This is a genomic window from Legionella sheltonii (assembly GCF_026191355.1).
Lineage (GTDB): Bacteria > Pseudomonadota > Gammaproteobacteria > Legionellales > Legionellaceae > Legionella > Legionella sheltonii.
The window spans coordinates 21,648-46,649 of sequence record NZ_JAPHOQ010000022.1; the positions used below are offsets into that span (position 1 = coordinate 21,648).

A 25,002-nucleotide genomic window follows, 5' to 3' on the forward strand; every position below is an offset into this window, starting at 1 on the left:
ATCCGCTTTTCGACCAACTACCTTGTAGGCCTTATCCTCTGTTTTTTTTGACCTATCCCCTAAATTAGTACCACTTCTTTGATGAGATTCATTATCCTATGCCACCTTTCTTGCGTATTCAACAGGAGGCATATAATTTAGAGAGCTATGAGGTCGAACATTATTGTAGTGTTTACGCCATTGTTCAATCTCAAATCGTGCTTCCTCCATTGTTCGAAACCAGTGCTGATTAAGGCATTCATTTCTGAATTTCCCGTTTAAGCTCTCAACAAACGCATTTTGAGTTGGTTTTCCTGGTTGAATAAACCCTAAAGTGACATTCGTTTCTTTGCTCCAGAAAAACATCGCTTTACTAGTAAATTCTGTACCATTATCACAAATCACTTTAACAGGCTTATTTCTTTGCTCAATAAGTTGGTCTAAAAAGCGAGCCACTTGTTTGCCACTGATTGAGGTAGATATTAGCTGGCCAACCATTTCACGAGAATAATCATCCACTACATTCAATATTCGAAATCGTCTCCCATTGCTAAGTTGATCCGATACAAAATCCATCGACCAACGCTGGTTTGGTGCAGAAGGAACTTCCATTGGTTGGCGAGGACGAGTCAGTTTTTTCCTTTTCTTTGTTCGAACTTGAAGTCCCTCCTCAGTGTATAATCGATAAGTATGCTTCTTATTCTGAACCAAGCCTTCAGCTTTAAGTAGTCCATGAAGAATTAAATAACCATAGGCCGGATATTGTGCGGCTAAAACCTTGAGTCGTGTTCTGGCCTTCTCATCCGTACGTGGTTTACATTGATAACGAAATGCTGTGCGGCTTAATCCTGCCAGCTTGCAAGCTACTCGCTCACTCAACTTAAAGAAACATATTAGGTGCTCGATGATCGACTTTCTTGCTGCTGGCTTCACCACTTTTTTGATAATACATCCTTCATTGCCTCTAGCTCCAGGAGCTTATCTGCCAACAGTTTTTTAAGATTAACATTCTCTGATTCAAGCTCACGAAGACGCTTGGCCTCATTCACTTCAAGGCCAGCATACTTACTTCGCCAATTGTAAAATGTGCCTGACGAAATTCCATAGTCTCGACATATCTCTTCGACCTTTATACCTGCTTCATGCGATTTGATTGCTTTTATAATTTGTTCTTCTGTGTAACGCTTTTTCACTTTGAGATCTCCTTTTGGTTTAGTTTATCGGAAATCTCATCTATGTCATGGCATTATTTTTGGGGGATAGGTCATTTTATACACAGTACCGTATACGCCTGAACCAAGATTTTCTTGCTGCTCTTTAGGAACTCCTTTTTGTTCTGCTTTATGACTACTCCACATATGAACAAAATCAATTGGATTTGAGTTTTGCTCATCGAGACGCACTGCATAGACTTCCTTATTGTAGCGATAAATTCTAAATTTTTTATTTTCCTCATTGAGGTAATGCTTTGTTATATCTTCTCCTCCGATAACTTCAGCTAGTGAAGGTTTTGCGTCTTTTCGTATAGATTGACCACTCTCTTCTAATTCGTCTTTATCTTGCATTGGAACACCATACAATAGATTACTATTTTCATTATAGGACGAAATGGTCTTTTTATGAAAAAAATGATCAAAATAAGAACCAAAAATATTCCGCTACATAAAGATGAGCAATTCAGTGCTTTAAGCTGATGAAGCTATTAGGCTGTTTGAAAAGAGGGTCCTGGCTACGAGCAAAGAAACATTTTAATTTTGTTACCGTGGGGACAATAGCGGACATCAGCATATGCAATCAGCCAACAATATTGAGGGGGTAAGCTTCAAGAGCATCTAGAAGCTTACTTGTTGGCCAAAGATTGTGAGATCGATAAAAGAGATTAACAAAAACGGCTCATGCCTGGGTAAAATCAAATAAATCCTTATAAGTATGAAAATTCATGGCATCCTCCTCGGTCACGATCAGATTATAATCCTCACTGAGAATGGCCAGTAACTCAACGATTTTCAAAGAGTCTAAATGCAGGTCTTCGATCAGTACCGTATGATCATGAATTTCGTCTGCTTTTGCCCCTGATAACCTGGATATAATTTTTTTTAATTCACTGTCAGTGATTTTCATACAACACCTATTAATTATCTTTTGAGGCTAAATAATACCATGAAGCGAAAGAACATAACCCTAAAATAAGCAATATTATCGCTAAAGAGAATTGGCCATACCATTGACCCAAGGCAATAATACCAGTAGATAACGCCGAACTTAAATCTTGCATACAGGCGTATAAAGCCCCTACTGTGCCTGCCATGTGAGGAAATGGATGAAAAGCGCCGGCAAATGCATTGATAAAAGTAAACCCGACACCCATGCTAAATAATGCTACGGGAATCATGATAGAAAGCACATTTTGGAATCCTAACAGAGCAAGGGACAGCATGGTAAAACCACCGATGATCATGAATACAATTCCTATAAATACCATATAGGAGACCCCTTTGCTCATCACCAATTGACTGTTAATTATCCCACTCACACAAATAGCTCCGGCAATAAAAATGGTTAATTGACCAAATTCTATAGGACTAAGTCCCAATACATCCTGAAAAAGAAAGGGTGCAATCGCCAGATAACCAATTAAGCCTGCAGAAGCAAGACAAGCGCACAATGCATAACCGACAAAGACTTTAGATTTTAATAAAGTAAAATAATTTGCACGCATTACTTTAAATTGAGTTGCATCAGGATTAAGGTTTTTATTGGTTTCTGGAAGAAAGGACAGGGCCAAAATCCATATAGCAATGCCGAAGACTAATAAAAATAAAAAGTTCATTCGCCATCCAAAATGCTCCTGGATATATCCACCTAGAACTGGAGAGGCGACCATAATAAATACACTTACAATGCCTACGTAAGAGCCGATCTTGGATAACACTCTGTCAGTAAAAAGATCTCGCACCAAAGAACGGCCCACTGAACCGCAACATCCAATACCAAATCCTTGAATAAAGCGACCAACAATCAATACTAAAACTGAAGGGGCAACAAAACAGATTAAACTACCCAAAATGCTCAAACCAACACCAAACATCAGTGGCGGTTTACGACCGATTTTATCGGACAAAGGACCATAAAATACGTGGGAAATGCTTAAGCCCAACATGAAAAGAGATAACGTTAATTGAATCGATGCCTCATTGCTGTTAAAAATCTTGGTAATGGCAGGCAATGAAGGAACATATTGATCCGTAGTCATCTGCATCAATATCATGAGCATTAAAACAACAAAAACCAATAAAGGTTGAAGTGAAACCTGCTGAACATCATTTTTTTTGTGCATCAAAAAACCCTTTTAACCTCTTATTAACAGCCCCTTTCCATAAACTCATATCCCAATCACACCATACATAGACCCAATATAATCAAACAACAAACAAAACCAACAAACCACACGGCTGATCTTAATGAAGCCTTATCCATTAAATAAAAAAAACAATAAATAATTCGGGAAATAATATAAACAATCGCCACAATTTGAATTGAAATACCTATATGTTTCGTAGCCATCGCAGTTAATGCAGCAGTTGCAAAAACAAGCAACGATTCAAAACTGTTTTGATGTGCGGCAACTGCTCGCGCTCCCATCCCCTGCAATCTTGCCTGTTGTGCTCTTGGATAATTATTGTCGTAGCGGCCTTCTTTTTGCATAAAATAAGCAACAACCACCTTGAGAAGATAGGGTAATAGTATCGCAATGAACAAACATATAATCAAAGTAGTCATAATGGGCAAATTTCCTCAATAAACGTTCCTGCTTTAAAAAATTTGTAAATTGTAGTTCGGTTCTCTCAACCTCTTCAAAAAGAGATGGCGACTAATTCCTAAATAATCAATAAAAAGGGAATCATAATAGCGAGAATATTCCCTTAGCACAATGACACATGACTCCCTGTTCATAAAGGGAAAATAGTACTTTATACCAATTAAATTCTTCTGTTATGATAAATTGATGTGGTCATCATTTAAAGGATTGGTACTATGGTACAAGATGAGTCAAAAAAAAAATCCAAAGGACATATTGTTTTATCATCACATCCATCCGGACATACTGCTGCTCCATTAAAAATTAAATGGGGAGCAGAAAACCCTAAAGAACGTGGTCCTGTTATCGCTTCGCTTACGAATATCAAAAATCGCAATGCAGTCGGCACCCACTCAGGCTCATATTCAGTTTACCGAGCTCTTGCAGTTGCTGCCGGTGTATTGGATCCAGAGCATGTACCCGATCTAACAGATACTACTCCACCAGTCACTATAGGTCCCCATCCTCAATGGAATGATACTCAGAAGATTGTTTCACTTGATCCTTGGGGACATCTCGTGGCAAGTGTATTCGCTGATGAAATTCAAGCAGGATATGATATTCGCCCCACAATAGCAGTTACTAAAGCGCATATTAATATTCCTGAATTGCATACAGCAATCCAAAAAGGTCGTCTCATACCCGATGGAAAAATATTAAAAGAGTCAGGTGATGTTGCCGTGACTAAAGCAGCACTAGAGCCAGTCTGGTATTTACCTGGAATTGCTGAGCGCTTTAAAATTTCCGAATCACATTTACGTCGGACCTTATTTGAACAAACAGCTGGCATGTTTCCCGAACTGGTAACACGCTCTGATCTTGATGTTTTTTTACCGCCGATAGGCGGATTAACTGCTTATTTTTTTGGCGATGTAACCACCATCCACGATCCCAAAATTGAATTAACTTGTCGTATTCATGACGAATGTAATGGCTCTGATGTGTTCGGCTCTGATATTTGTACGTGTCGGCCCTATTTAGTACATGGAATTGAACTATCTATTGAATCAGCCCAGAAAGGTGGAGCTGGCTTGATTGTTTATAATCGCAAAGAAGGAAGGGCTCTCGGAGAAGTAACCAAATTTCTCGTTTATAACGCCCGCAAAAGACAAAAAGGTGGCGATACCGCCGCAAAATACTTTGAAAGAACAGAGTGTGTGGCAGGAGTTCAAGACATGCGATTCCAAGAGCTCATGTCAGATGTCTTACATTGGCTTGGTATTACCAAAATTCATCGCTTTGTTTCTATGTCTAATATGAAATATGAGGCATTACTCAAATCAGGAATTCAAGTCGTGGAACGAGTATCCATTCCTGATGAACTTGTTCCCCCTGATGCCCAGGTTGAAATGAATGCCAAACGCGCAGCGGGTTACTACTCACCTGATCGTATTGTTGATATCAATGAATTAGCAAAAACTAAAGGACGTGATCTTAATGAGTAATGAACAACAAGAAATTGCCCACGTATTGGCTACGCTAAAAGATCCTCGCACCATACGCTTGCGATCAAAAGCTATTTTGGAACGAGTGAAACACGATCAGTCAGCCTACTTTTCCTTAGATCCAGAAAAGATGACCCGCACTGCTTCTTTTGTTATCGAGGTCATTCAAAATAATTATCCGGAGCTGGATATTCCTTATCATAGTCGCTGGCGTCATTTTGAAGCCGGAGGGGTTAATCGAATAAAAAAAATGCTGAAGCATTTGAGTGGTTTATCTGCCGATGAGCGAGGAAAAATACTTTATGAGCTCGTTATCATTAGTGTATTCCTCGATGCCGGTGCAGGCCAATACTGGCGCTATACCGAACCTGGGACAGGAAGAGAATATTCCCGTTCGGAAGGTCTTGCTTTAGCTAGTTTAGCTCTTTATCAACAAGGAAGGTTTAGTGCCTTTCCCAATGAGCCCCTCAGAGTGGATGCTGAACGTCTATTGAATTTCAATGAAGACGACTTACGACGCGGATTTCTAGTTACTATCAACAATCCTTTAGATGGTCTTCCTGGACGTGTTACTCTGCTCAACCGGCTCGGTGCATTAATACAACAGGATAAAGAACATTTTGGAGAAGAAAACCGCTTGGGTAATTTTTATACCTATATCAGTTCTTTAGCAAGAAATCACACGCTGACAGCAGCACAAATTTTTCATGAAGTCCTTAATGCATTTAATGGCATATGGCCAGCCAGACTTTTATTTCATGGAATCCCTCTTGGCGATGTATGGCAATACAATGCATTAAAAACTAATGAACCCGGATCAGAATATATTCCCTTTCATAAATTATCCCAATGGCTCACTTATTCCTTAATTGAACCCTTAGAACAAGCAGGAATTTCTGTGACGCATCTGGAAGAGCTCACGGGTTTACCAGAATATCGAAACGGAGGATTATTTATTGATTGTGAAGTGCTGCATATTAAAAATAAAAAAATTCTGGAAACAGCACTTCCTCCTGATTCAGAAATCATTGTGGAGTGGCGTGCATTAACCATTGCTCTCTTGGATGAATTAGCCGACTTAATCAGAAAAAAATTACAAAAAAATGCCAAAGAACTTCCTTTAGCCAAAATTTTACAAGGAGGTACCTGGGAAGCTGGACGACGGATTGCGAGACAGAAACGTCCTGAAGGTATTCCTCCCATACAGATTATTAGTGATGGCACCGTTTTTTAAGTTAAGACAAATACAGCAGGGCTAGAAGAAGCCCAAGTTACCATTTCAAATCGCAGTTTGGAGTTAAAATGAACAATCAACACGTTGTAGTAGTGAAACATCCGTTAATTCAGCATAAATTAACGATTATGCGTCGAAAAGACACCAGCACAGTTAAATTCCGCACCTTGATGCATGAAATAAGCATGTTGCTTGCTTATGAAATCACTCGTGATTTGGAAATGGAATATGAAGAGATCGAAACGCCATTGGCCTTGATGCAATCACCTGTTTTAAAAGGTAAAAAAATGGTTTTTGTTTCAATCTTACGTGCCGGAAATGGTTTGGTTGATGGCATGTTACAACTTGTACCGACAGCACGAATTGGCCATATTGGTTTGTATCGAGATCCTAAAACTCTTGAGGCGATCGAGTACTATATTAAGCTTCCAGAACATACTCGGGATCGAGATGTTATTGTAGTTGATCCCATGTTAGCCACTGGAAATTCGGCAATTGCTGCAGTTAAAGAAATTAAAGCCATTCGTCCTAAATCGATTAAATTTCTCTGTTTACTTGCCTCGCCAGAAGGAATAGCTGCTTTTCATGAAGAGCATCCTGAGATTCCTATTTTCACAGCAGCAATAGACCAACAGCTTAATGAAAAAGGGTACATCATTCCTGGCTTAGGTGATGCTGGAGATAGGCTTTATGGAACAAAGCTGGAATACTAGCTGCTGAAAATTAAATAAATTAATCGAGCGCTTTCAGCAGCACAAACAGATTCTGTTGAAATATTAGCTTCACAGTGTTAATATTGAACACAGTGCACGGTATTACAAAAGGAACGGATATTTTAATGTCATCAAATGAATCTACAGCAATACTTTCATCTCTTGCAGTGAATAAAAAATATTCTTGGACAAAACACGATACCGTATGGATGCTTAGCCTCTATGGTACTGCTGTAGGCGCGGGAACATTATTTCTTCCAATCGATGCCGGATTAAATGGAATCTGGCCTTTAATTATAATGGCTGTACTTGCCTTCCCTATGACCTATTTCTCCCATCGTGCGCTTTGCCGTTTCGTTTTATCAGGATCTTCGAACCAAAATGACATCACCGATGTAGTTGAAGAACATTTTGGTACTTTTGCAGGAAGAATACTTACGGGTTTATATTTTTTTGCCATTTACCCTATCTTATTGATGTACAGTGTAGCAATTACCAATACCACTGAAAGTTTTCTCGTAAATCAGTTGGGCATTTCTGCCCCACCCAGAGCACTTTTAGCCATAGTACTCATCCTTGCCCTCATGGCTATAGTCCGTTTTGGACAGGAAATTATCGTTAAATCAATGTCCTTTATGGTTTATCCTTTTGCAACGATATTATTATTTTTATCACTTTATTTAATTCCCAACTGGAACAACGCCATTCTACAACAAAGCAATTCATTACATGCGAACGGTGGGCATGGTCTTTTGATGACTCTATGGTTAGTCATTCCAGTTATGGTATTTTCCTTTAATCATTCACCCATTATTTCATCTTTTGCTGTCAATCAAAAAGAACGATATGGCAGCGATGCCGATAGACGTAGCACATCAATTATGCGCTACAGCCATTTACTTATGGTCTTTTCGGTTATGTTTTTTGTATTTAGCTGTGTTTTTAGTCTTTCACCTCAAGACCTTATGCAGGCAAAACAACAAAACATTTCTATCCTGTCCTATCTAGCGAATCATTTTAAAACACCACTTATTGCATGCATTGCTCCGATTATTGCCTTTATTGCGATTTCCAAATCATTCTTAGGTCATTATTTGGGTGCTAAAGAGGGTCTAAGCAGCATTATCGTGAATATGTTAAAACCCTCTGGAAAAACAATAAGTCAATGCAGGCTCCAGCGAATTATTGAAATTTTCATGGTAGTAACATGCTGGATTGTAGCGACCATAAACCCCAATATCTTAAAAATGATAGAAACATTAGGTGGACCGGTCATTGCTACTTTATTGTTTATCATGCCTATGTTTGCAATTGCAAAAATTCCGGCAATGAAAAAATATCAGTCAAATACAGTAAGCAATATATTTACTACAGCTATAGGCATTATCGCTATTTCGGCCATAGTATATGGTCTGTTTTAAAATAAGATTGGGTCGAGCCTTGGGCTGAGGGATTGCACTATTTGTACAATCATATTAAGTTTCCCCCAGCCAAGTTATTTATTTCATTGAGATCTATAAAGAAAGGACCTCTTTTCTTTATCTCTCGACAGCCTGATAATCTATGTCGCTGATGCAAGATGATTAACACTGAATTTCAGTAAGCGTACGTTATCGCAGGCAAATTATTTTGCCCCCAATAGTTTTCTTAATTGCTCCTCTTCTCCATTCCAGGTACCCAATTTGTCCTCCTGGACAAATTTGATTGCTTCTTTAAAAAGTAGATTGACTCTTCTTAATTTTTTCGGATCCCCTACCCCTAGAAGTCCCTGGTGAATTGAGGATCTTATTGCTTGTTGTAAGTCATTGTGCGCATTGTCGTATTTTGGCGTCAAAATCTCCGCTAACTGATCAATATGTTTGCGAAGTTTATTACCTACTCCCTTATCAAGATTTTTTGATAAAGGAAATGACTGCGCTTCATCACGATAAGACTCCATATCTCGAGTCAGCTTTTCCTTTCTCTCAGAGTCAACAACACCTGTCATTATATAATTTTGTACTAAATTGGCTAACTGAGCGTAAAAATATCTAGATTGCAATGTTAAAGATTTATTTTCTTCCAGTGCTGGGCGTAATGGATGTTGTGGCGTTGAAAGAATGGTATGAGCGAGTGGTAATCCATTTGTTCCTTTCACCAAAATGGACGCTCCATGGCGAAGCAAAGTAGATAAACAAGAGGCCATTGACTTTTTCTGACACGTACTGAAACAGTAGTGGGCTGCCGATTTGAATGTTTGATTTTCTATTCTTATGGGTTGATTGTCGAGAATATATTCACCGTGATCCAATAAAAAATCCAAGAATTCGCCATCCGCCTGTTCTAAAGCCTGGATAAGGAATTTCTCATCTAACTGATAATGGAAAGGTGTAAATGTCTTTGCTATGTCGAATTTTCTTTGTGCTATCAAATGATGCAGTAATGTCGTAGCTTTGAGGTTGATTTTCAATTGCAAAGTATTCATTTTGTCCATAAAGTCTTTAGGAAGATCATCATCCTCACTTAATAGTAAAATAGAATTGACTTCGGCATATAGATTACAAATTTCGTTAACCGCTCTTGCATCATCATTTTCTAGATTATTGAATTTTAAAATTGCAGCGTCTAATTCTTCCTCTACATGAGAAGTTGAAGAAGATTTGGGGGCTTGGAATTGAGAAGATTTTTTCGCTAATCTCGATGCAGATTTAGGTTTTTCTTCTAGCAATTCAGGTTTCTTTGAATCTGCTTTAGAAGCTTGTTTTTTTGTCTGCTGACCCGTTATTTTTTTTTGCTGACTTGCTGTCTTTTGTTGCTGAATAAATAACTCAAGCGATTTTGCAATTCTAATGTAGGAATCATGTTTGAATAATGGATTTAAAGCTTTAAGTGTCTTTATCATGCGTTCAACAACAAGCTCATGCTCTGATTTCTTTGCTTTTAGATCTTTTGATAACTCTGATGCCTGAAGTTCATCCTTCTCGTATTGCGTTTGCAAATTCCTAATTTTTTCACTTTTTCTTCGCTGAATTTCAGAAATAATCGGATCGACTTGTTCTCTTGCTAAGGTAATAAATTGATCGGATAAATACTCCTCAACTTCTAGATGAGTTTTTTTATCATCATCGGTCACTAAGGAAAGTACCGGTAATTGAGATAACTGGTTACGCTCATTAAAAAATACATGCAATACGTACTCTTGGTTTTTTTTATCCACAAAATACGCAGAATAATGAAATTGGCTAAGCGATGGATTCTCTGAGTTTTCACCTTCATAAACACTAATATGATGTTTCGAGAGATTAAGTTCCAAGTCCTTAAATTTAAAGGAAATAGGCTGTTCGATCGGCAAATCAAAGCGAAAGTAGGGACAATTTGTCTTGTCTTGTGTTTTTATCAGATAAACATCATTACCCAGATGCAGTTTTTTATTTTTATAAACACAGAGATCAAGAAAGTTATAAAGCGTATTTTTAGCCATTAAAAAACCATAAAGATCACAAATTCACCAATGTTATGGCTCTATCGATCTGTTGTCAAGAAACAAATAGGCCCTTTAAAGTGGATTAACTGCAAAAGCAACGAGAGGAAATATTTTATTTAAACCGGTCAGATAGACGTTCTAGTTTGCTCGTTTCTATTTACTGCTCACCAAAGCCATCTCAGGTTCTTGAATCCAGTTCTTGCAAAAGAGGTTGCGAAAAAAACTCCCGTATTAGGCTGAGCCAGGACTATAATAAAGATTGATGTTTTACTCTAAATCCATCATTATACGCTCCCAATATTTTTAGTGGTCTTTATTTGTCCATTAGCTTAATTTTAAAAGATGGAATTTTTATGAGCGATGATTCTCCCAAGAAAAAAAAACAATCTGCCTCCCCTGATTATTTAAAACGTACAGTTGGCGTTCTCCTTATTTTCGTGAGTACTATCGGACTAATCTTTAGCTCGCCTCTCCTCTTTTTGGGAGGACTTACAGGCTGGTTAACCGGGCTATTTACAAAAAGTAATCCTTTAGAAACCACTCTTAAAGGTGCCAAAATCGGTTCCTTAGGAACTATCAGTGCAATGCTTTTCGGACTGGTACTCACTCAGGCTACTATTGAGGTGAGTGATATTTCCGAACAAGAATTACCATTAAATGAACGTGCAGAGGAACCAGATTCATCTAATGATGAAGGCTCTATCGAGGAACAAACAGAAAAAGTTCAGCCAAAAGAAGAACTCAAGGCTACCAAACCCAAAGAAGCCCCCCCGGGGGTCAAACCTAAGGAAGGACCGAATGTCGTTCAACACTCTGGTTCAGCAAATGCGACTCAAATTATCAGAGCAAGTACTGTCCCTAATATTTTTTTCTCAAAGACCGAAGAAAAACCAGAAACTTCAAAAACATCTGCACCCCATTACTTCGACCAGCCGGAGCACATCGAAACCTTTATGGCGAAAGTAAACGCATTAATCGCTCAAAATGAAGCACAAGCTGAATTGAAAGAAGAAGAAAATTTATCGAAGGTGCCGGAACAAGAGATTGCCGAACTCGTTGCAGTAATCAAAAATTCAACTCGAGCTCAGAATGAATTCTGGAATAAATTAGAAAAGCTCTCCAATCAAGATATTAGATTATTTGTAAAGAGATTAAGTCCAATGAAAGCCAAAAGATTCAGCTCCAGCGAACTTGATGATTTATGGCGTTGTTTTACAGGTTTTGAATCTGAGCCCTCTAAAAGAGAATTTCAAAGCAGAAAATTTGCTGTTATGCTTGATGCACTTTCTGAAGAACAGCTAAAAGCATCTTTTGAATCACCAGATTTTTTAAAAATATTAAATAAAGACAACTACATTGCGGCTGCAGCCAACACGTTAAGTCGTAAGCAATTAGAGCTGTTTGCTTCTAATAGCAAAGGACATGATATCCTCAATGCCATGATAAAGAAATTGAAACCAGGCCCCTATACATTAGGCAAACTTGTTTCTATCCTGCCTTTTGCTACTGGAAAAGTGCGGGAGGCTCTAATTGATCAGCTGGCTCATTTAGCCTGTCCTGCTTCATTTAAAATCAAATTGACCCAATTAGCGGATCATTATATTAAAATAAATAATCAAATTGCCTTAAAAGAGGCTGAAGCCTTAAAGTCGAGCACCACAACCCATTTAACGAGAAGTAATACTGCTCCGTCCAAATGGACTGTCCATCTTCCCGCTAAGCCTGTATATACTCATCTGGTTGTACCAAAAAAAGAATGGGCTGATCAGGCATTAGAGGCTTTTATTTCCGATTTAAATGCAGAAGATTATATTATAAAGAGCGAAAAGCTATTTGAAGATTTGATGAGCTTACCGGATCATCAAATTAAAATCATAGTTGAACGAGCCTCTTCACCTGATTTTAAAAATCTACTGCAACATCTTTGGCAAATCGATTCAAAAACCACAAACCATCTGTCTTATATTGAAAACAGAAGCAACCGCTTAAAAATTGTTTTAGAAACCTTATCCGAAGAACAATTAAAAAGTTCTTTAAAAGAAATTAAATTTTGGGAGATTTTTAGAAATACTCAAGAACCTTACGGTAAGATGGCGGCTGGAGTATTGTCTCCCCAACAATTTGCAACGATTATTGCTCATGCCTCAATCGATAGACATATCGATTTTGCTGTGCTCATTACTCAAATTAGTAAAGACAGTCCGGCAGAAAAACAAAGGCTGCATCAAATCCTGGAAGCGGTTATTCCACATACTACCCCATGGGTTGTATTAGCATTAGAACGACAAATAAAAAATTTATTACCTTATGATCAGGCTGTTTATCATTGTCTTAACCAGGATCTAAAAAAATATCTTAAAGAATCATTAGAAAGACCAGAGGTTAATTTGCACTATAAAAGAGATGGAAGTCTAGACAAAAAATCCATTTCACGACTCCTGATCGAAGTTGAGTCCTCCCATTCTCATTCTTTAGCTATGTAGACCAAATAAAAAAATGGATTAAAGAGTCTAATTGATTAGACTCTTTATTTTTTAGCTTCAGCAAAATAAAGCGTTCGTTATAATACAGAGAATGCAGTCTGCGAGTGATATCGTGTGCAGAGCTTACCCCCTTAAATCCCTATTTCCATTCCCAGCAAAATATGAAACAATTCTCAACAATCCCATCCAATACTTTGTTTCATGCACGTTGAATTTCATCATATACCCATAGAAAACATTCAAGCAGGACAGTATCAACCCAGAGAAGATTTTAATGACGCTGCTTTGAAAGAACTCGCGCAATCGATTGTATCTCAAGGACTAATTGAACCTTTAATCGTGAGAACCATAGCGAAACAGCGTTATGAAATTATTGCTGGAGAGCGAAGATGGCGCGCAGCAAAAATGGCAGGATTACACACAGTGCCTTGCCTCATCGGAAACTATACTGATAAACAGGCTTGTGCCCTCACTTTAATTGAAAATATCCAACGAGAAGATTTAAATTTGATTGAAGAGGCAAGCGCTTATCGGCGTTTGATTGATGAGTTTCATTATCATCAAGATGAAATTGCCACTTTAGTAGGAAAATCACGAAGCCATATTGCCAATATCATACGGTTACTGAATTTGAGTGAAAAAATAAAAAATTTAATTCGAGATAAAAGCTTATCTTTGGGTCATGCGCGTGTTCTCGTGGGGCTAAATCCGGCCCAGCAGGAATACTTGGCGGCACAAACTATAGAACAACAATGGTCTGTAAGACAGTTAGAACATGCTGTTCGAACACAAAAAAACAAAGATTTTGCCCTCCCCAAAAATGCGAAAAAAGATCGGGATGTTGAACGACTACAAGCCCTATTATCAGAACAAGTAGGTGCACCCGTGCAAATAATAAACGATAATGAGCATGGTGGATGGCTGCAAGTGAAATTTTTTGATAATGATACCCTTGCGGGACTGTTGGAGCGTTTAGGCTTAAGATATGATTAATGTTTACCAACTCTATATTCTGTATAGGGTACAACAAAAGGAACGACATCGATGAGAAAGACATTGACTGGCGTGTTTTTATTGGCCTTATCCGCATTCGCCTATAGTGCCAGTATCCAAACTGAAGTAGATCGCTTAATTAATCGCGTCAACCCTAATGTCAATCTTGGAATTGTCGTCCTTGACCTCACTTCCGGTAAAGTTTTATATCGTCGTAATGCACAACGATTATATATCCCTGCAAGTAATTTAAAACTTTTTTCTGAAGCAGCAGCATTAATGGTACTGGGGCCAGACTATCGTTTTAAAAACCAATTAAGTATGAGCTCAGGAAAAATACAACAAGGGGTGCTGCAGGGGAACGTTTATGTGCGACTGAGTGGAGATCCCTCTTTTAATCGTGATGATTTAAATACCCTGCTTTCTTCATTGAAAGAATGGAACATCCATACCATTCAAGGTAATGTGTACATTGACAGCAGCCTGGCTAATGTAGACCCCTATCCACCCGGATGGCTGACAACTGATTTATCTTACAGCTATGGTGCACCCAACGCACCAGTTATGGTTGACTCCAATCGCTTGACTGTCACTGTAAATCCTGGAGCTCAAGCTGGCGATCCCGCCGTGGTTGAAGTAGATGATGGTGGGGGCGCGATTGCTCTAAACAATCAGGCAACAACCAAAGCGGATAGCAAAGGCTGTGGTGTAGGTTTTAGTTTGGATCAAGAGAATCATTTAACTGTTCGCGGTTGCGTTGGTGTTGGACAGTGGGCAGTGCAACAACGACTGGCAATAAAAAATCCTCTAATGTATGCCCAAGGCATGATCAAGAGTCAATTAGCAAAGTCGAATATCCAACTCAATGGTCAGGTCCAATTAGGTAAAACGCCAACAGGCTCTTTATTAATTGCGACACAGCACTCCAAACAGTTATCACAATTGATGGCAGATACATTAAAGCCTTCAGATAACCTCTATGCAGACAGCTTGTACCTGCATGCTGCAGAAAAACTCAATAAAGGAATACCCGTCAACTGGCGAGATGCTCAACCCTTAGTTAAGAATTTTTTACAATCACAAACAGGCATTGATTTCAGTAATGCAATTTTTACTGATGGTTCAGGTTTGTCAAGGTACAGTTTAGTAACCCCAGAACAAACCATATCCCTATTAAAATTCCTATACCAACGTTTTCCATTATCTTATGAATACATCGCCGCATTACCCATATCCGGGCGTGATGGAACCTTGCAAAAAAGATTTAAAATTCCAACGCAACAAGGATTTGTGCGCGCTAAAACAGGCACTATGACTGGAATAAACAGTCTTTCTGGGTATTTATATACAGCCAATGGCCATACTTTAGCTTTTGCAATGTATGTTAACCGACAACCAGGTAAAGCTTCTGGCCCTGGCCGTCCTGTGTTGGATGCCCTATGCACTTACTTCTTACAAAATAGTCCGGGAAGCAGTCGTTTGAGTCGAATTTTTTCACCGCATCAACGAATTAGTTTTCAATTGAATCCGACTCAAGCAGAAAGACAAAAAGCACATCAAGGGAAATGGCGCCGATTGGAGTCAGCACTACGAACTGCGCTACGAGGCCAATCGGTTAATGTTATCTATCGAGGCAATGAACTGATAGTCAATGACAACCAGGCTGATCCAGGAAAAGTATGGTCAACATTGCAAGCGGTGGCCCAAAAATATCCTTTTGCGGTCATGTTGTCGGCTAAGACGCTATCCATTAATCCTTCGGGTAACCCCGCCCTACTCTGGGTAGAGGCCTTGGATTTACCCAATCAGGCGCAAAGAACCTGGAGTATTCGCGAAGCTGCCTAGGGGTATAGTGAAACGTCCCTTCTCCTATGTGGAGAAGAGGCTTACAGGGCGGATGGCATATTGCAGTTAATGCCCTCACCCACCCAGTGGGTGAGGGGCTTCTCTTAATAGCAATTGACCTGGATGCAGCCACAACGTCATAAGTTGATATCATTGGATTGGCTCATAAACATAATTAATCATCAATGGAGATGCAATTGAACCCACTTAAAGTTGTTTTATTGATTTTTTGTTTTCTTCATTCAGTACATGCAGCACCTAACTTTTTAACCATTAGTGATATTCATTACGGCAGTAGTAACTCATCAAATGACGGAGAAGACACGGGTCCAGAATTTCTAAATATTGCGATGAAGCAATATGAAAAATTAAGCGAAAAAGTAGATTTTATTCTTTGCTTAGGTGATTTACCCACTCACTCTTTATTTAATACATCGAAAAAGGGGGAGTTCGAAAAGACTGTATTTGAAGAGTTATATAAAAACGACAGAGGGCAGAAACCTATTTTTTATATCACAGGGAATAACGATTCCTTACTGGGTAATTATCAACCTTTTGAAGCGAATGGTGTTTCTCCGTTAAATTTTGCTGCAGGCTGGAATGGAGCCTGTGCTCATTGTAAAGAATTAATTATCGATGACAGTCACATGAGCCACGATGGATATTATTCCAGTTATGTGATACCTGGAAATAGACAAATTATCTTAATTGCCCTAAATGCAACTCAATGGACAAAAACACCCGTACTTTCTGAATACCCCAATCAAGAACACGATGCCTCCATCCAACTTTCATGGCTCGACCAACAATTAAAAACACATCATGCCAAACAGCTATTAATTGCTATGCATGAACCACCTGGCAATTCATACCAGGGGACACCTATTTGGCATAAAAAGTACGTCGATGAATTTATAAAAATATTAAATAACAATAAAAAATCATATGGAGAAATTACCCTGCTTTCTTCACATACGCATATGGATGAACTCAGAAAAATCAGTTTAGATCATGGCACCAATATCTATGCTTATTCTACGCCCAGTGTTAGTCGCGTCCATCATAATTACCCGGGGATGAAAATATTTAACCTGGATAATAATCTTAAAATTAAAAATTATACTACCTATTACACGAGCGATATAAACAGCTGGGGTGATCAGCATTATCAAGCGATAAGCAAAACGAATGCAATTTTTCCACATTGTCAGCACAAGACCTTATCCCAATGCCTTAATTCATTAAATACAAATCAGGTATGTAATTATTTAGATAAGGGTTTGTTTTACGGAGTCAAAAGCCCTAATGTGCCAATTCATGAATGCAATATAATATATAGGGTTACTTCTGATTGACAAATTCATCAATCAACTCTAACTTTGTTATTCTTAATAATTAAAGGACTAAAAAATGAAAGCACTTTATACCGCAACAGCGCGTACACATGGTGGTCGAGAGGGTCATATAGAAACATCAGACGGCTTATTAAGACTGGACCTTGCGAAACCTAAAGAACTTGGTGGCCAAAGTGGCGGTACCAATCCCGAAGAACTATTTGCTGCCGGTTATGCTGCATGTTTCGAAAGTGCCATGCGTCATGTCGCTCGTTTACAGAACATTCCTTTAAAAGATGCCTCTATTCTCTCTCAAGTCTCCTTGTATTCCACACCAGAACAAGGATTTAAACTTGGTGTTGAAATGCATGCATATGTCGTGGGTCTAAATCAACAAGATGCAGAAGAATTGGTAGCCAAAGCTCACGAAGTATGTCCCTATTCTAAAGCAATTCACGGCAATGTGGATGTGGCATTTAAAGTAAGTGCAGAATAAAACGGCTGCAACTCATTCCGTGAAAGGTTGTCATCCCGAGCGTAGCGAGGGATCTCCATGCTGTAGCACAGTATTTTGAGAGATTCCTCATTGCACTGGGGATGACGACCTGCCAGCAGCGAAATTTCTTTCATCACATGGTTAGTTGTTCCGGAACATTAAGATGAGCTACAAGCGCTCGACTGAGTTCACCAATATGATCTTCTGAGCGGGTCGTTTTTTTACCCGCAAAAAAATCAAATATGGGATTATTGTGTTTTTTTATTATTTTTATATTCTCTGGATCTTGCATAAATGATTTTATAAAGGCATCAATCTCTCGTAAATTACCACTTTGACACTTCAGTTCAAAAATAAATTGTTTCAATAACTCGCCTTTTTCACGACGTGATGAGCTGAATGACTTAGCCATATTTACTGCATTGCTATGCATAGTACTTATTATTTGTACTAAATCTTGCGGCAAATGGGCGTAAAAGGCAGGTGAAAAATGACCCATTGCATCTTCTGCTTCCTTACGGCATTTTCTTAATGATTCAGGAGGAGTAAATTTAAAAATTTTATTGTAGGCTTCTTTAAATTTTACTGCTAACCAAGAATGCATATTCATAGTAGGATGTAAGATGTCCCAAAACATGTAGCCTTTGGCTGGCGAAATATGTTCTTCGTGATCCACAGGATTTTTTTGATTTTGTTTAAATTCATCCGACTCAATATATGGAGATGTTAATTTATCCTCATCAAAACCATAATCTTTACAATGATCATAAATTTCCTTAAATGGTTTACTGACATCGAAAACTGAAAGATTCAAAGGGATGTTCAGACCATGATACTTTTCAAGGATTTGTTGTACTTTAATTGCCAATTGCTCATTAAAATGTGCCGAGCATTCAGCGGCATTATTTTGTTCTGTTTTACTTTTAGCCTTATATTTTGGAGTTAAGGATAGATCGGGTAAATTCAATAAAACAAAATTCCTATACCCTTGTTGAATCAAGGTTTCAAGATTGGCGATTCGCGCATTAATTGCATTCTCTGCTTCAAGAAATGTAGGTTCGGAATTTACCGTAACTAAATCATTCGCCCCAGACCATTCAATAACTAAAGTTTCAGCTTTTTCCCGAGCGCTAATATGATATTTTTTATCGTCCGCACTGAGTAACTTTTGTTTCTCTTCTAAATGGCTTAAGACCAGTCGAGCTGCTTCATCCATGGGATTCAGCGTGAGTTGGGTCTTATAATCGTATGAGGTTAAACCCGCTTCGCAATAGAAGCGGACAAAGCGCTCTCCTTTGTATAAAATATGTTTATCACTATTGAGACTAAATGCCTTCTCATTTTTGCTCAACAAATGATGATCATTAGCTAAAATCGCGTCAGCCACGTCTGCATTCCCCGGCGCATCCCGCGTGACTTTCAGTTTTTTACGAGCATGTTCTATTTCAAATTGTTCAATAATCGCTGTAACAAAATAATCTCCCCAGACAAATCCATTAGTAAAGCGCCCTCTAGGTGCATCAAAACCTACTTCATAAATATCTCCCAAAGGAATAAAACCAAAAAGCATCCGTTTATTAAAAGTACCCCTATCCGATAGACTATCTCCCAAAATCACCAAACGACTAATTTTAATCTCTGATACTGGCATATTAATCTCCTTATTAAAGATCATTAACCAAGATCTCCGCCCTCTTGCAGGAAAAAACCAGGATAAGTCTAAAATGCAACCCAAAATCTCCTAAACCTAATCCTTGATAAGCCTCAAGAATGAGATCCGAAAAAATGATTACAAATTATTTAAAAAGATAATTCAGTTTTGAAATCAGCTGCTTTTGTACTACTTAACAATACAAATTAGAGCGATATAATTTTGCTTTCATCACCTAAAGATATTCTTGTTAGAATCTAAGCAATAAAAGCAGGACAATGGAAAAACATCCCATTACTCACACTTCATTTATTGGGATTTTATATTGGTTGCTTGGACAGTTCCTGATAATATAAACTTATTTGTCAAAAATTGTCTATGAAAAACAACCATTTTGATCTTATTGTATTAGGTGGAGGCAGTGGTGGTATCGCCAGTGCTGTTCGAGCCGCAAAGCATGGCGCTAAAGTAGCAGTGGTAGAACCTAATCACTTGGGTGGAACTTGCGTTAATTTAGGCTGTGTCCCCAAAAAAATTATGTTCAATGCATCCATGATTTGTGACATCATGCACCATGCATCCGACTATGGGTTTTCTACTCCCTCAACTCAACTTGACTGGAATACCCTCGTTACGAAGCGTAATGCTTATATAGACCGACTCAGGGAAAATTATGCACGGCGTTTTGCTCAATTTAATATCACCCTGATTCAAGGTTTAGGGACATTTCACGATGCACACTCGATCAAAGTAAATGATTCTTTTTATCATGCACCGCATATCATCATTGCAACGGGTGGCAAGCCCTCACTACCAATAATTCATGGGATTCAGCATGCGATTGACTCGGATGGTTTCTTTGCATTAACCAAACAACCTGAAAAAGTTGCAATTATTGGAAGCGGCTATATCGGAGTGGAACTGGCCGGAGTATTAAACAGCCTGGGAAGTGAAACCCATCTTTTAATGCGGGGTTCTCGACCTTTATCTCGTTTTGATAAAGTTTTGGGAGAAACATTAATGGATATGATGCAGCAACAAGGCATTCAGATTCATGCAAATCATAAAGCACAAGAAATTAATTTACATAGCGATGGCAGAAAATCTATAGTATGCGCTGTAAGCGGTTCAATTATTCAGGACATAGACGTAATTATTGTCGCCGTGGGAAGGACTCCCAGGACATCTGGATTAAATCTAGAAAAGGTAAACGTTGCAACTGATCAACAAGGTTTAGTTTTAGTCGATGCCTTTCAAAATACGAGCGCGCAGGGAATCTATGCTTTAGGTGATGTAACGAATGCACCTGCACTTACCCCTGTAGCAATTGCTGCGGGTCGACGTTTAGCAGATCGTTTATTTGGCCAGCAACCTGAGGCGTGTTTAAACTATGATAATATTTGTACTGTAATCTTTAGTCATCCTCCTGTAGGAACAGTTGGCCTTAGTGAAGAAGAAGCCATTGAGCAATACGGTAAAGATCAGATCAAAATATATCAAACTCGTTTTACTCCTATGTTTGATGCATTTGCAGAAATAAAAACACCTACAGTGATGAAGTTAGTCACCTTGGGCAAAGAAGAAAAAATTATTGGCTTGCACGTTATTGGAGTAGCAGCGGATGAAATGCTCCAGGGTTTTGGTGTGGCAATAAAAATGGGCGCTTGTAAAAAAGATTTCGATAATACGGTTGCGATTCATCCCACGAGCGCTGAAGAATTTGTAACTATGGTCTAATAACATGAATAATGCAATTCGTAGTTTTCAAGGTAAATCACCTTCAATAGGCCAAAGAGTTTTCATTGATCCTACCTCAGTAGTCATTGGTGATGTATTTCTGGGCGACGATGTATCTGTTTGGCCTATGGCCGTGATACGCGGAGATGTGAACTCCATTAAAATTGGCAATGCCTGCAGTATTCAAGATGGGGCTGTTTTGCATGTTACCCATGATGGTCCTTATACTGCTGGTGGACAACCATTAATTTTAGGCCAAGGGATTACAATTGGACATCAAGCGGTATTGCATGGCTGCCGGGTGGATGATTTCTGTCTCATTGGTATGGGCGCCTTAATTTTAGATGCAGTACATATTCAGCGTCATGTAATGGTTGCTGCTGGCTCTCTAGTCACTCCTGGAAAGAAATTGGAGAGTGGTTATTTATATCTTGGTAACCCAGCTAAAGCAATTAGAAAATTAACTGATCAAGAAATCGAGAGATTAGAATATTCAGCACAACATTATGTGCGACTTAAAGATAAACATTTGGTATCGATGTAAGTAGGTATCAAAATTGTAGCCTGGATAGGAAGCAACAGCCCAATCCTATCCGGTCACACCGTGTTAGGATCGGAAAGCCCACCTAGCAAACGAGATGACGGAACATGTTCTCGGATTCAGAGGAACTGGATTCAAGCAAATAATTGTTATTTATAATTTTAATCTAAAATAAAAGAAATGGACTCATGGGTTAGTGTAAATGACTCAATCTCTTTTGGAATTGGAAATATTAAAAACTGAAAAGTTAAGAACAACCATTCTATCTATTATTTTTATTCTAATGGCTCTCATTTGGATAATATTTTTTATTCATTCCCCTGAAGTATATTATCGACAAGCGAACGTATCCCCAATGGTTATGCCGAGTTCTTTAGTGGCGGTAGCGTTTTATTTTTTATTAATGCGTATTGTTGTTTCTCAATACATGCTTCATCAGAAAAATATTCCCCTCGTAATACAATATATCAAAGCCTTCATCGAAATAAATATTCCAACAATAGGAATAATAGTTCTCATAAATTATCACACCCCAATCTATGTTCTTTTAATGCCACCTGTTTTACTTTATTTTATATTTATTATTCTGTCTTCACTGACCTTAAATGAATGGTTATGTGGGTTTTCAGGAATGGTTGCAGCCATTGAATATTGGTTTTTTTCTTATTACGTGCTGCATTACACTCCAATCGAAGGAATTGATTACTATCTAATCGCATGGTATGCCTTTGCCAATCGAGGAGGTATGTTATTAGTTGCTGGGGTTGCTACCGCTTTTGTCACATCACAAATTAAAAAGCAATTGTTTGTGGCATTTGAGGCACAAAAAGAACGGGACCGAATTGAAAGTATATTTGGTCAGCATGTTTCACCTGAAGTTGTCTCCAAATTATTATCTAAGGATGGTAATTTCAGTGAGTACATACCTGTTTGTGTTATGTTTTTGGACGTGCGAAATTTCACTCATTTTACCGAGGTAAGCGAACCATCAATTGCGGTTAATTATCTCAATAATATTTTTAAATTTATGGTCAAAATCATTCATGATAATAAAGGGATTATCAACAAATTTTTAGGTGATGGTTTTATGGCTGTATTTGGGGCACCTATATCGAGTGGCAATGATGTGGCTAATGCCGTAAACGCAGCACTTGAGATTATAAAACGCACTGAAGAGGAGGTAAAAAAGGGCCATCTACCTGATCTCAAATTAGGAATAGGACTCCATTTTGGTCATGCGATCACAGGTACGATTGGGACTAAAAAAAGACAGGAATATACCATTATTGGTGATGTAGTCAATTCAGCTGCGCATATAGAGCAGTTAAATAAAACATATAATTCCCATGTTCTTATTTCTGAAGATGCCATGAAGGAATTACCTGAAATTAAGGGCGAATTTGTTGGTAATGCGATGTTAAAACATCGGGATCATCCGATTAAATTATACAGATTAGCTTGATTGCTTTTGCAATGAGTTCAGAATGCTCAATTCATTTAGCTGATTAAGCAATCAAGAAATCTGAAAGAAATTAACGCAAATCACAGCAGCTTATACAATCCCCAAATTAAGGGGCCTATAACTGTAACTCAAGGACGCCGGGGTTCCAATGTGGTTGTTAAAGACTCTTGCTGGCTTGGCGGTTTCATTATGCCATACTTATTTAGTAACTCTCCACTACTCATTTTTATTTGTTGTGCTGCATTTAGAGCATTCTCATATTGATTGAGTCGCTCCTCCATTTGCTCAATAAGGGCTTGGAAACGATCATTATTTTTATTCAACTCCAAATTCATTAATTTTACTTCTTCGATACCAGTTTCTAGGCCATTAAGTCCTTTTTCTATTTTTTCAAGAGTCATCTAATTTCCTTATGCATTTTTAAAATTTATATAAACGTAAATTATAATGGGTTATGAAAATATTTTCTCCAGATTGAAAACGAAATGGATGTTAACACGGATTAACCAAAACACGCGTTACTTCAGGTAGCTCCATAATTAAATCTTCTGTATATGCACTAGAAGGGGTTTGAAAACCAATTGGAGCATCTCCTGCTATAACTTTCCGAATTATCAATAACGTTGATAAAGCAGTTAATGTATAACCATTAGGTGTAGTCATCAATGCAGCAATTTTTTTGCCGGCTTCATTGCTTACCTCAGCATATATTTTTACAACCGAGTGTTGTCTTTGATCCTCAGTAGGCCCAGCGGGTAGTTGATTAATTTTATGCATTAGATACCTTTTAACTGGAGACCAACTTAAAAACCATTTAAAGAAGTTAATAAAAATTTTCAGCTTTATTATTTTTTTCGGCAATGCCATATACGTTTCTATATGTGGAATCTGTGTAGACCACCAAGCAGATGCCAAATCCCCCCATGAAATAGTGGCACACAACAATTTCTTGTCGCTCCCAAAATCAAAAAACTGGGTTTTTCCACAAAACGGAATTGTTTTTAAAATTCCTTTATCTCGTATTTTAGTTCCCTCAGGGATATCTTCCAACATCGTTTTAGCAGTACCATGAGAAATACCTAAATGTGCACTTTGAGCAAATGTACCAATGGCAAGAATCAATCGATTGGCATCTGGTAAAGTATGCTTTAAATAAGCAGCTAAACAATCACTAGGAACTACATCAAATCCAGAACCAGGTAATAGCATGATACCATTAGTTTTTGCCTGTTCATTCATCGACATAAGTTCTTCTATTACCATCACCTCACCGGTAATATCCAAATAATGGGTTTTTGTGGCAAGACAGGCCAGCGCCATGCTTTTGGAGGTATACTTAAATGGGCCCGCACAATGAATTACTGCTATAAGATCCTCAAGAGCATTTTTAGCTTGCTCCAAATCGTTCACATCAAATACTCGATACTCCAAATTCAAAGCCCTTGCTTGCCGCTTTAATCTCTCTTCATCTCTTCCTGCTAATATCGGCTTTAATCCTTGCTGTAGGCTTAACTGAGCAATTAAATTACCGGTATATCCATAAGAACCATAAATAAGGAAATTTTTTTTCATTCAATCTGCCTGAATAATTTTTAAATCAGTGTATCTCGATAATTAGCTTTTATCGAGATAAGGTTTAATTAAAACGATCAACAATTAAGAAATATATCGGATTACAGTAGAAGGGCAATCTGTTGCTATTTAAATTTTACTATATAGACCATAAAGAAATTCGAAGGATTTTTTTCTAAAATACGATTTATTGAT

General features: G+C 38.2%; 21 protein-coding genes. 12 read left to right on the plus strand and 9 right to left on the minus strand.

All coding sequences use genetic code 11. The features are described 5' to 3' along the window. Positions 1 to 96 precede the first annotated feature (96 nt). The 5 genes from OQJ26_RS18560 to OQJ26_RS18580 form a co-directional block, all read right to left on the minus strand. Positions 97 to 1,172, minus strand: a protein-coding gene (locus tag OQJ26_RS18560) for an IS3 family transposase (protein WP_265674795.1) whose coding sequence is annotated in 2 segments (ribosomal slippage) — positions 97 to 923 and positions 923 to 1,172 — 1,077 coding nt in all. Because the reading frame shifts where the segments join, the coding sequence is not laid out codon by codon here. Positions 1,173 to 1,217: 45 nt separating this feature from the next. Beyond that, the gene (locus OQJ26_RS18565) at positions 1,218 to 1,544 is read right to left on the minus strand and encodes a hypothetical protein (RefSeq protein ID WP_265705182.1); all 327 of its coding nucleotides are present in this window, start codon (positions 1,542 to 1,544) and stop codon (positions 1,218 to 1,220) included. Positions 1,545 to 1,872: 328 nt separating this feature from the next. Next, complete coding sequence (locus tag OQJ26_RS18570) at positions 1,873 to 2,100, minus strand: acyl carrier protein (RefSeq protein WP_265705183.1); 228 nt, start codon at positions 2,098 to 2,100, stop codon at positions 1,873 to 1,875. 10 nt (positions 2,101 to 2,110) lie between these two features. Next, positions 2,111 to 3,316: a multidrug effflux MFS transporter gene (locus tag OQJ26_RS18575; protein WP_265705184.1), complete on the minus strand. Its 1,206-nt coding sequence runs from the start codon at positions 3,314 to 3,316 to the stop codon at positions 2,111 to 2,113. Between the two features lie 56 nt (positions 3,317 to 3,372). After that, positions 3,373 to 3,759 (minus strand): MAPEG family protein, encoded by a 387-nt coding sequence (locus tag OQJ26_RS18580; protein WP_265705185.1) that lies wholly within the window; start codon positions 3,757 to 3,759, stop codon positions 3,373 to 3,375. Positions 3,760 to 4,014: 255 nt separating this feature from the next. Here OQJ26_RS18580 and OQJ26_RS18585 point away from each other — a divergent pair, with 255 nt between their 5' ends. From OQJ26_RS18585 to OQJ26_RS18600, 4 genes are all read left to right on the plus strand, one after another. Then, positions 4,015 to 5,283 (plus strand): GTP cyclohydrolase II, encoded by a 1,269-nt coding sequence (locus tag OQJ26_RS18585; RefSeq protein WP_265705186.1) that lies wholly within the window; start codon positions 4,015 to 4,017, stop codon positions 5,281 to 5,283. Next, complete coding sequence (locus OQJ26_RS18590; RefSeq protein ID WP_265705187.1) at positions 5,276 to 6,517, plus strand: URC4/urg3 family protein; 1,242 nt, start codon at positions 5,276 to 5,278, stop codon at positions 6,515 to 6,517. Before OQJ26_RS18585 ends, OQJ26_RS18590 begins: the two co-directional genes overlap by 8 nt. Before the next feature lie 68 nt (positions 6,518 to 6,585). Beyond that, entirely contained in the window at positions 6,586 to 7,230 is a 645-nt protein-coding gene (gene upp, locus OQJ26_RS18595; RefSeq protein WP_265705188.1) for a uracil phosphoribosyltransferase, read from the plus strand. A gap of 125 nt (positions 7,231 to 7,355) precedes the next feature. Further along, positions 7,356 to 8,651, plus strand: a complete 1,296-nt coding sequence (locus OQJ26_RS18600; RefSeq protein ID WP_265705189.1) for a serine/threonine transporter — start codon at positions 7,356 to 7,358, stop codon at positions 8,649 to 8,651. A gap of 203 nt (positions 8,652 to 8,854) precedes the next feature. Here OQJ26_RS18600 and OQJ26_RS18605 read toward each other — a convergent pair whose 3' ends face one another. Next, positions 8,855 to 10,690, minus strand: a complete 1,836-nt coding sequence (locus OQJ26_RS18605; protein WP_265705190.1) for a hypothetical protein — start codon at positions 10,688 to 10,690, stop codon at positions 8,855 to 8,857. A gap of 356 nt (positions 10,691 to 11,046) precedes the next feature. Between OQJ26_RS18605 and OQJ26_RS18610 the strand changes: the two genes are divergently transcribed. The 5 genes from OQJ26_RS18610 to OQJ26_RS18630 all read left to right on the plus strand — a co-directional run bounded on the left by OQJ26_RS18610 (position 11,047) and on the right by OQJ26_RS18630 (position 17,844). Then, positions 11,047 to 13,176 carry a hypothetical protein gene (locus tag OQJ26_RS18610; protein WP_265705191.1) on the plus strand — a complete coding sequence of 710 codons (2,130 nt, stop codon included), beginning with the start codon at positions 11,047 to 11,049 and terminating at the stop codon, positions 13,174 to 13,176. Between the two features lie 201 nt (positions 13,177 to 13,377). Continuing rightward, the gene (locus OQJ26_RS18615) at positions 13,378 to 14,169 is read left to right on the plus strand and encodes a ParB/RepB/Spo0J family partition protein (protein ID WP_265705192.1); all 792 of its coding nucleotides are present in this window, start codon (positions 13,378 to 13,380) and stop codon (positions 14,167 to 14,169) included. 51 nt (positions 14,170 to 14,220) lie between these two features. Then, complete coding sequence (gene dacB, locus OQJ26_RS18620) at positions 14,221 to 16,014, plus strand: D-alanyl-D-alanine carboxypeptidase/D-alanyl-D-alanine endopeptidase (RefSeq protein ID WP_265705193.1); 1,794 nt, start codon at positions 14,221 to 14,223, stop codon at positions 16,012 to 16,014. 191 nt (positions 16,015 to 16,205) lie between these two features. Then, positions 16,206 to 17,369, plus strand: a complete 1,164-nt coding sequence (locus OQJ26_RS18625; protein WP_322783979.1) for a metallophosphoesterase — start codon at positions 16,206 to 16,208, stop codon at positions 17,367 to 17,369. A gap of 55 nt (positions 17,370 to 17,424) precedes the next feature. Continuing rightward, positions 17,425 to 17,844, plus strand: coding sequence for an organic hydroperoxide resistance protein (locus OQJ26_RS18630; protein ID WP_265705195.1), 420 nt, complete (start codon positions 17,425 to 17,427; stop codon positions 17,842 to 17,844). 133 nt (positions 17,845 to 17,977) lie between these two features. Here OQJ26_RS18630 and OQJ26_RS18635 read toward each other — a convergent pair whose 3' ends face one another. Beyond that, positions 17,978 to 19,495, minus strand: a complete 1,518-nt coding sequence (locus tag OQJ26_RS18635; RefSeq protein ID WP_265705196.1) for an SGNH/GDSL hydrolase family protein — start codon at positions 19,493 to 19,495, stop codon at positions 17,978 to 17,980. Positions 19,496 to 19,873: 378 nt separating this feature from the next. Between OQJ26_RS18635 and gorA the strand changes: the two genes are divergently transcribed. The 3 genes from gorA (at position 19,874) to OQJ26_RS18650 (ending at position 23,235) form a co-directional block, all read left to right on the plus strand. Beyond that, positions 19,874 to 21,232: a glutathione-disulfide reductase gene (gene gorA / locus OQJ26_RS18640; RefSeq protein WP_265705197.1), complete on the plus strand. Its 1,359-nt coding sequence runs from the start codon at positions 19,874 to 19,876 to the stop codon at positions 21,230 to 21,232. Positions 21,233 to 21,236: 4 nt separating this feature from the next. Next, positions 21,237 to 21,776: a gamma carbonic anhydrase family protein gene (locus OQJ26_RS18645; RefSeq protein WP_265705198.1), complete on the plus strand. Its 540-nt coding sequence runs from the start codon at positions 21,237 to 21,239 to the stop codon at positions 21,774 to 21,776. Between the two features lie 199 nt (positions 21,777 to 21,975). Then, entirely contained in the window at positions 21,976 to 23,235 is a 1,260-nt protein-coding gene (locus OQJ26_RS18650) for an adenylate/guanylate cyclase domain-containing protein (protein WP_265705199.1), read from the plus strand. Between the two features lie 128 nt (positions 23,236 to 23,363). Here the strand turns inward: OQJ26_RS18650 and OQJ26_RS18655 are convergent, their stop codons facing one another. Both OQJ26_RS18655 and OQJ26_RS18660 read right to left on the minus strand, forming a co-directional pair. Then, complete coding sequence (locus tag OQJ26_RS18655) at positions 23,364 to 23,636, minus strand: hypothetical protein (protein ID WP_265705200.1); 273 nt, start codon at positions 23,634 to 23,636, stop codon at positions 23,364 to 23,366. Positions 23,637 to 23,727: 91 nt separating this feature from the next. Next, positions 23,728 to 24,807, minus strand: a complete 1,080-nt coding sequence (locus OQJ26_RS18660) for a saccharopine dehydrogenase family protein (protein WP_265705201.1) — start codon at positions 24,805 to 24,807, stop codon at positions 23,728 to 23,730. Between the last annotated feature and the right edge of the window lie 195 nt (positions 24,808 to 25,002).

Bases quoted from the DNA above. Each gene is read 5' to 3' on its own strand.
- OQJ26_RS18570 (WP_265705183.1), bottom strand. From the start codon at position 2,100: ATGAAAATCACTGACAGTGAATTAAAAAAAATTATATCCAGGTTATCA.
- OQJ26_RS18600 (WP_265705189.1), top strand. From the start codon at position 7,356: ATGTCATCAAATGAATCTACAGCAATACTTTCATCTCTTGCAGTGAAT.
- dacB (WP_265705193.1), top strand. From the start codon at position 14,221: ATGAGAAAGACATTGACTGGCGTGTTTTTATTGGCCTTATCCGCATTC.
- OQJ26_RS18635 (WP_265705196.1), bottom strand. From the start codon at position 19,495: ATGCCAGTATCAGAGATTAAAATTAGTCGTTTGGTGATTTTGGGAGAT.
- OQJ26_RS18650 (WP_265705199.1), top strand. From the start codon at position 21,976: ATGACTCAATCTCTTTTGGAATTGGAAATATTAAAAACTGAAAAGTTA.
- OQJ26_RS18610 (WP_265705191.1), top strand. From the start codon at position 11,047: ATGAGCGATGATTCTCCCAAGAAAAAAAAACAATCTGCCTCCCCTGAT.
- OQJ26_RS18605 (WP_265705190.1), bottom strand. From the start codon at position 10,690: ATGGCTAAAAATACGCTTTATAACTTTCTTGATCTCTGTGTTTATAAA.
- gorA (WP_265705197.1), top strand. From the start codon at position 19,874: ATGAAAAACAACCATTTTGATCTTATTGTATTAGGTGGAGGCAGTGGT.
- OQJ26_RS18575 (WP_265705184.1), bottom strand. From the start codon at position 3,316: ATGCACAAAAAAAATGATGTTCAGCAGGTTTCACTTCAACCTTTATTG.
- OQJ26_RS18655 (WP_265705200.1), bottom strand. From the start codon at position 23,636: ATGACTCTTGAAAAAATAGAAAAAGGACTTAATGGCCTAGAAACTGGT.
- OQJ26_RS18580 (WP_265705185.1), bottom strand. From the start codon at position 3,759: ATGACTACTTTGATTATATGTTTGTTCATTGCGATACTATTACCCTAT.
- OQJ26_RS18590 (WP_265705187.1), top strand. From the start codon at position 5,276: ATGAGTAATGAACAACAAGAAATTGCCCACGTATTGGCTACGCTAAAA.
- upp (WP_265705188.1), top strand. From the start codon at position 6,586: ATGAACAATCAACACGTTGTAGTAGTGAAACATCCGTTAATTCAGCAT.
- OQJ26_RS18585 (WP_265705186.1), top strand. From the start codon at position 4,015: ATGGTACAAGATGAGTCAAAAAAAAAATCCAAAGGACATATTGTTTTA.
- OQJ26_RS18625 (WP_322783979.1), top strand. From the start codon at position 16,206: ATGCAATTGAACCCACTTAAAGTTGTTTTATTGATTTTTTGTTTTCTT.
- OQJ26_RS18615 (WP_265705192.1), top strand. From the start codon at position 13,378: ATGCACGTTGAATTTCATCATATACCCATAGAAAACATTCAAGCAGGA.
- OQJ26_RS18660 (WP_265705201.1), bottom strand. From the start codon at position 24,807: ATGAAAAAAAATTTCCTTATTTATGGTTCTTATGGATATACCGGTAAT.
- OQJ26_RS18630 (WP_265705195.1), top strand. From the start codon at position 17,425: ATGAAAGCACTTTATACCGCAACAGCGCGTACACATGGTGGTCGAGAG.
- OQJ26_RS18565 (WP_265705182.1), bottom strand. From the start codon at position 1,544: ATGCAAGATAAAGACGAATTAGAAGAGAGTGGTCAATCTATACGAAAA.
- OQJ26_RS18645 (WP_265705198.1), top strand. From the start codon at position 21,237: ATGAATAATGCAATTCGTAGTTTTCAAGGTAAATCACCTTCAATAGGC.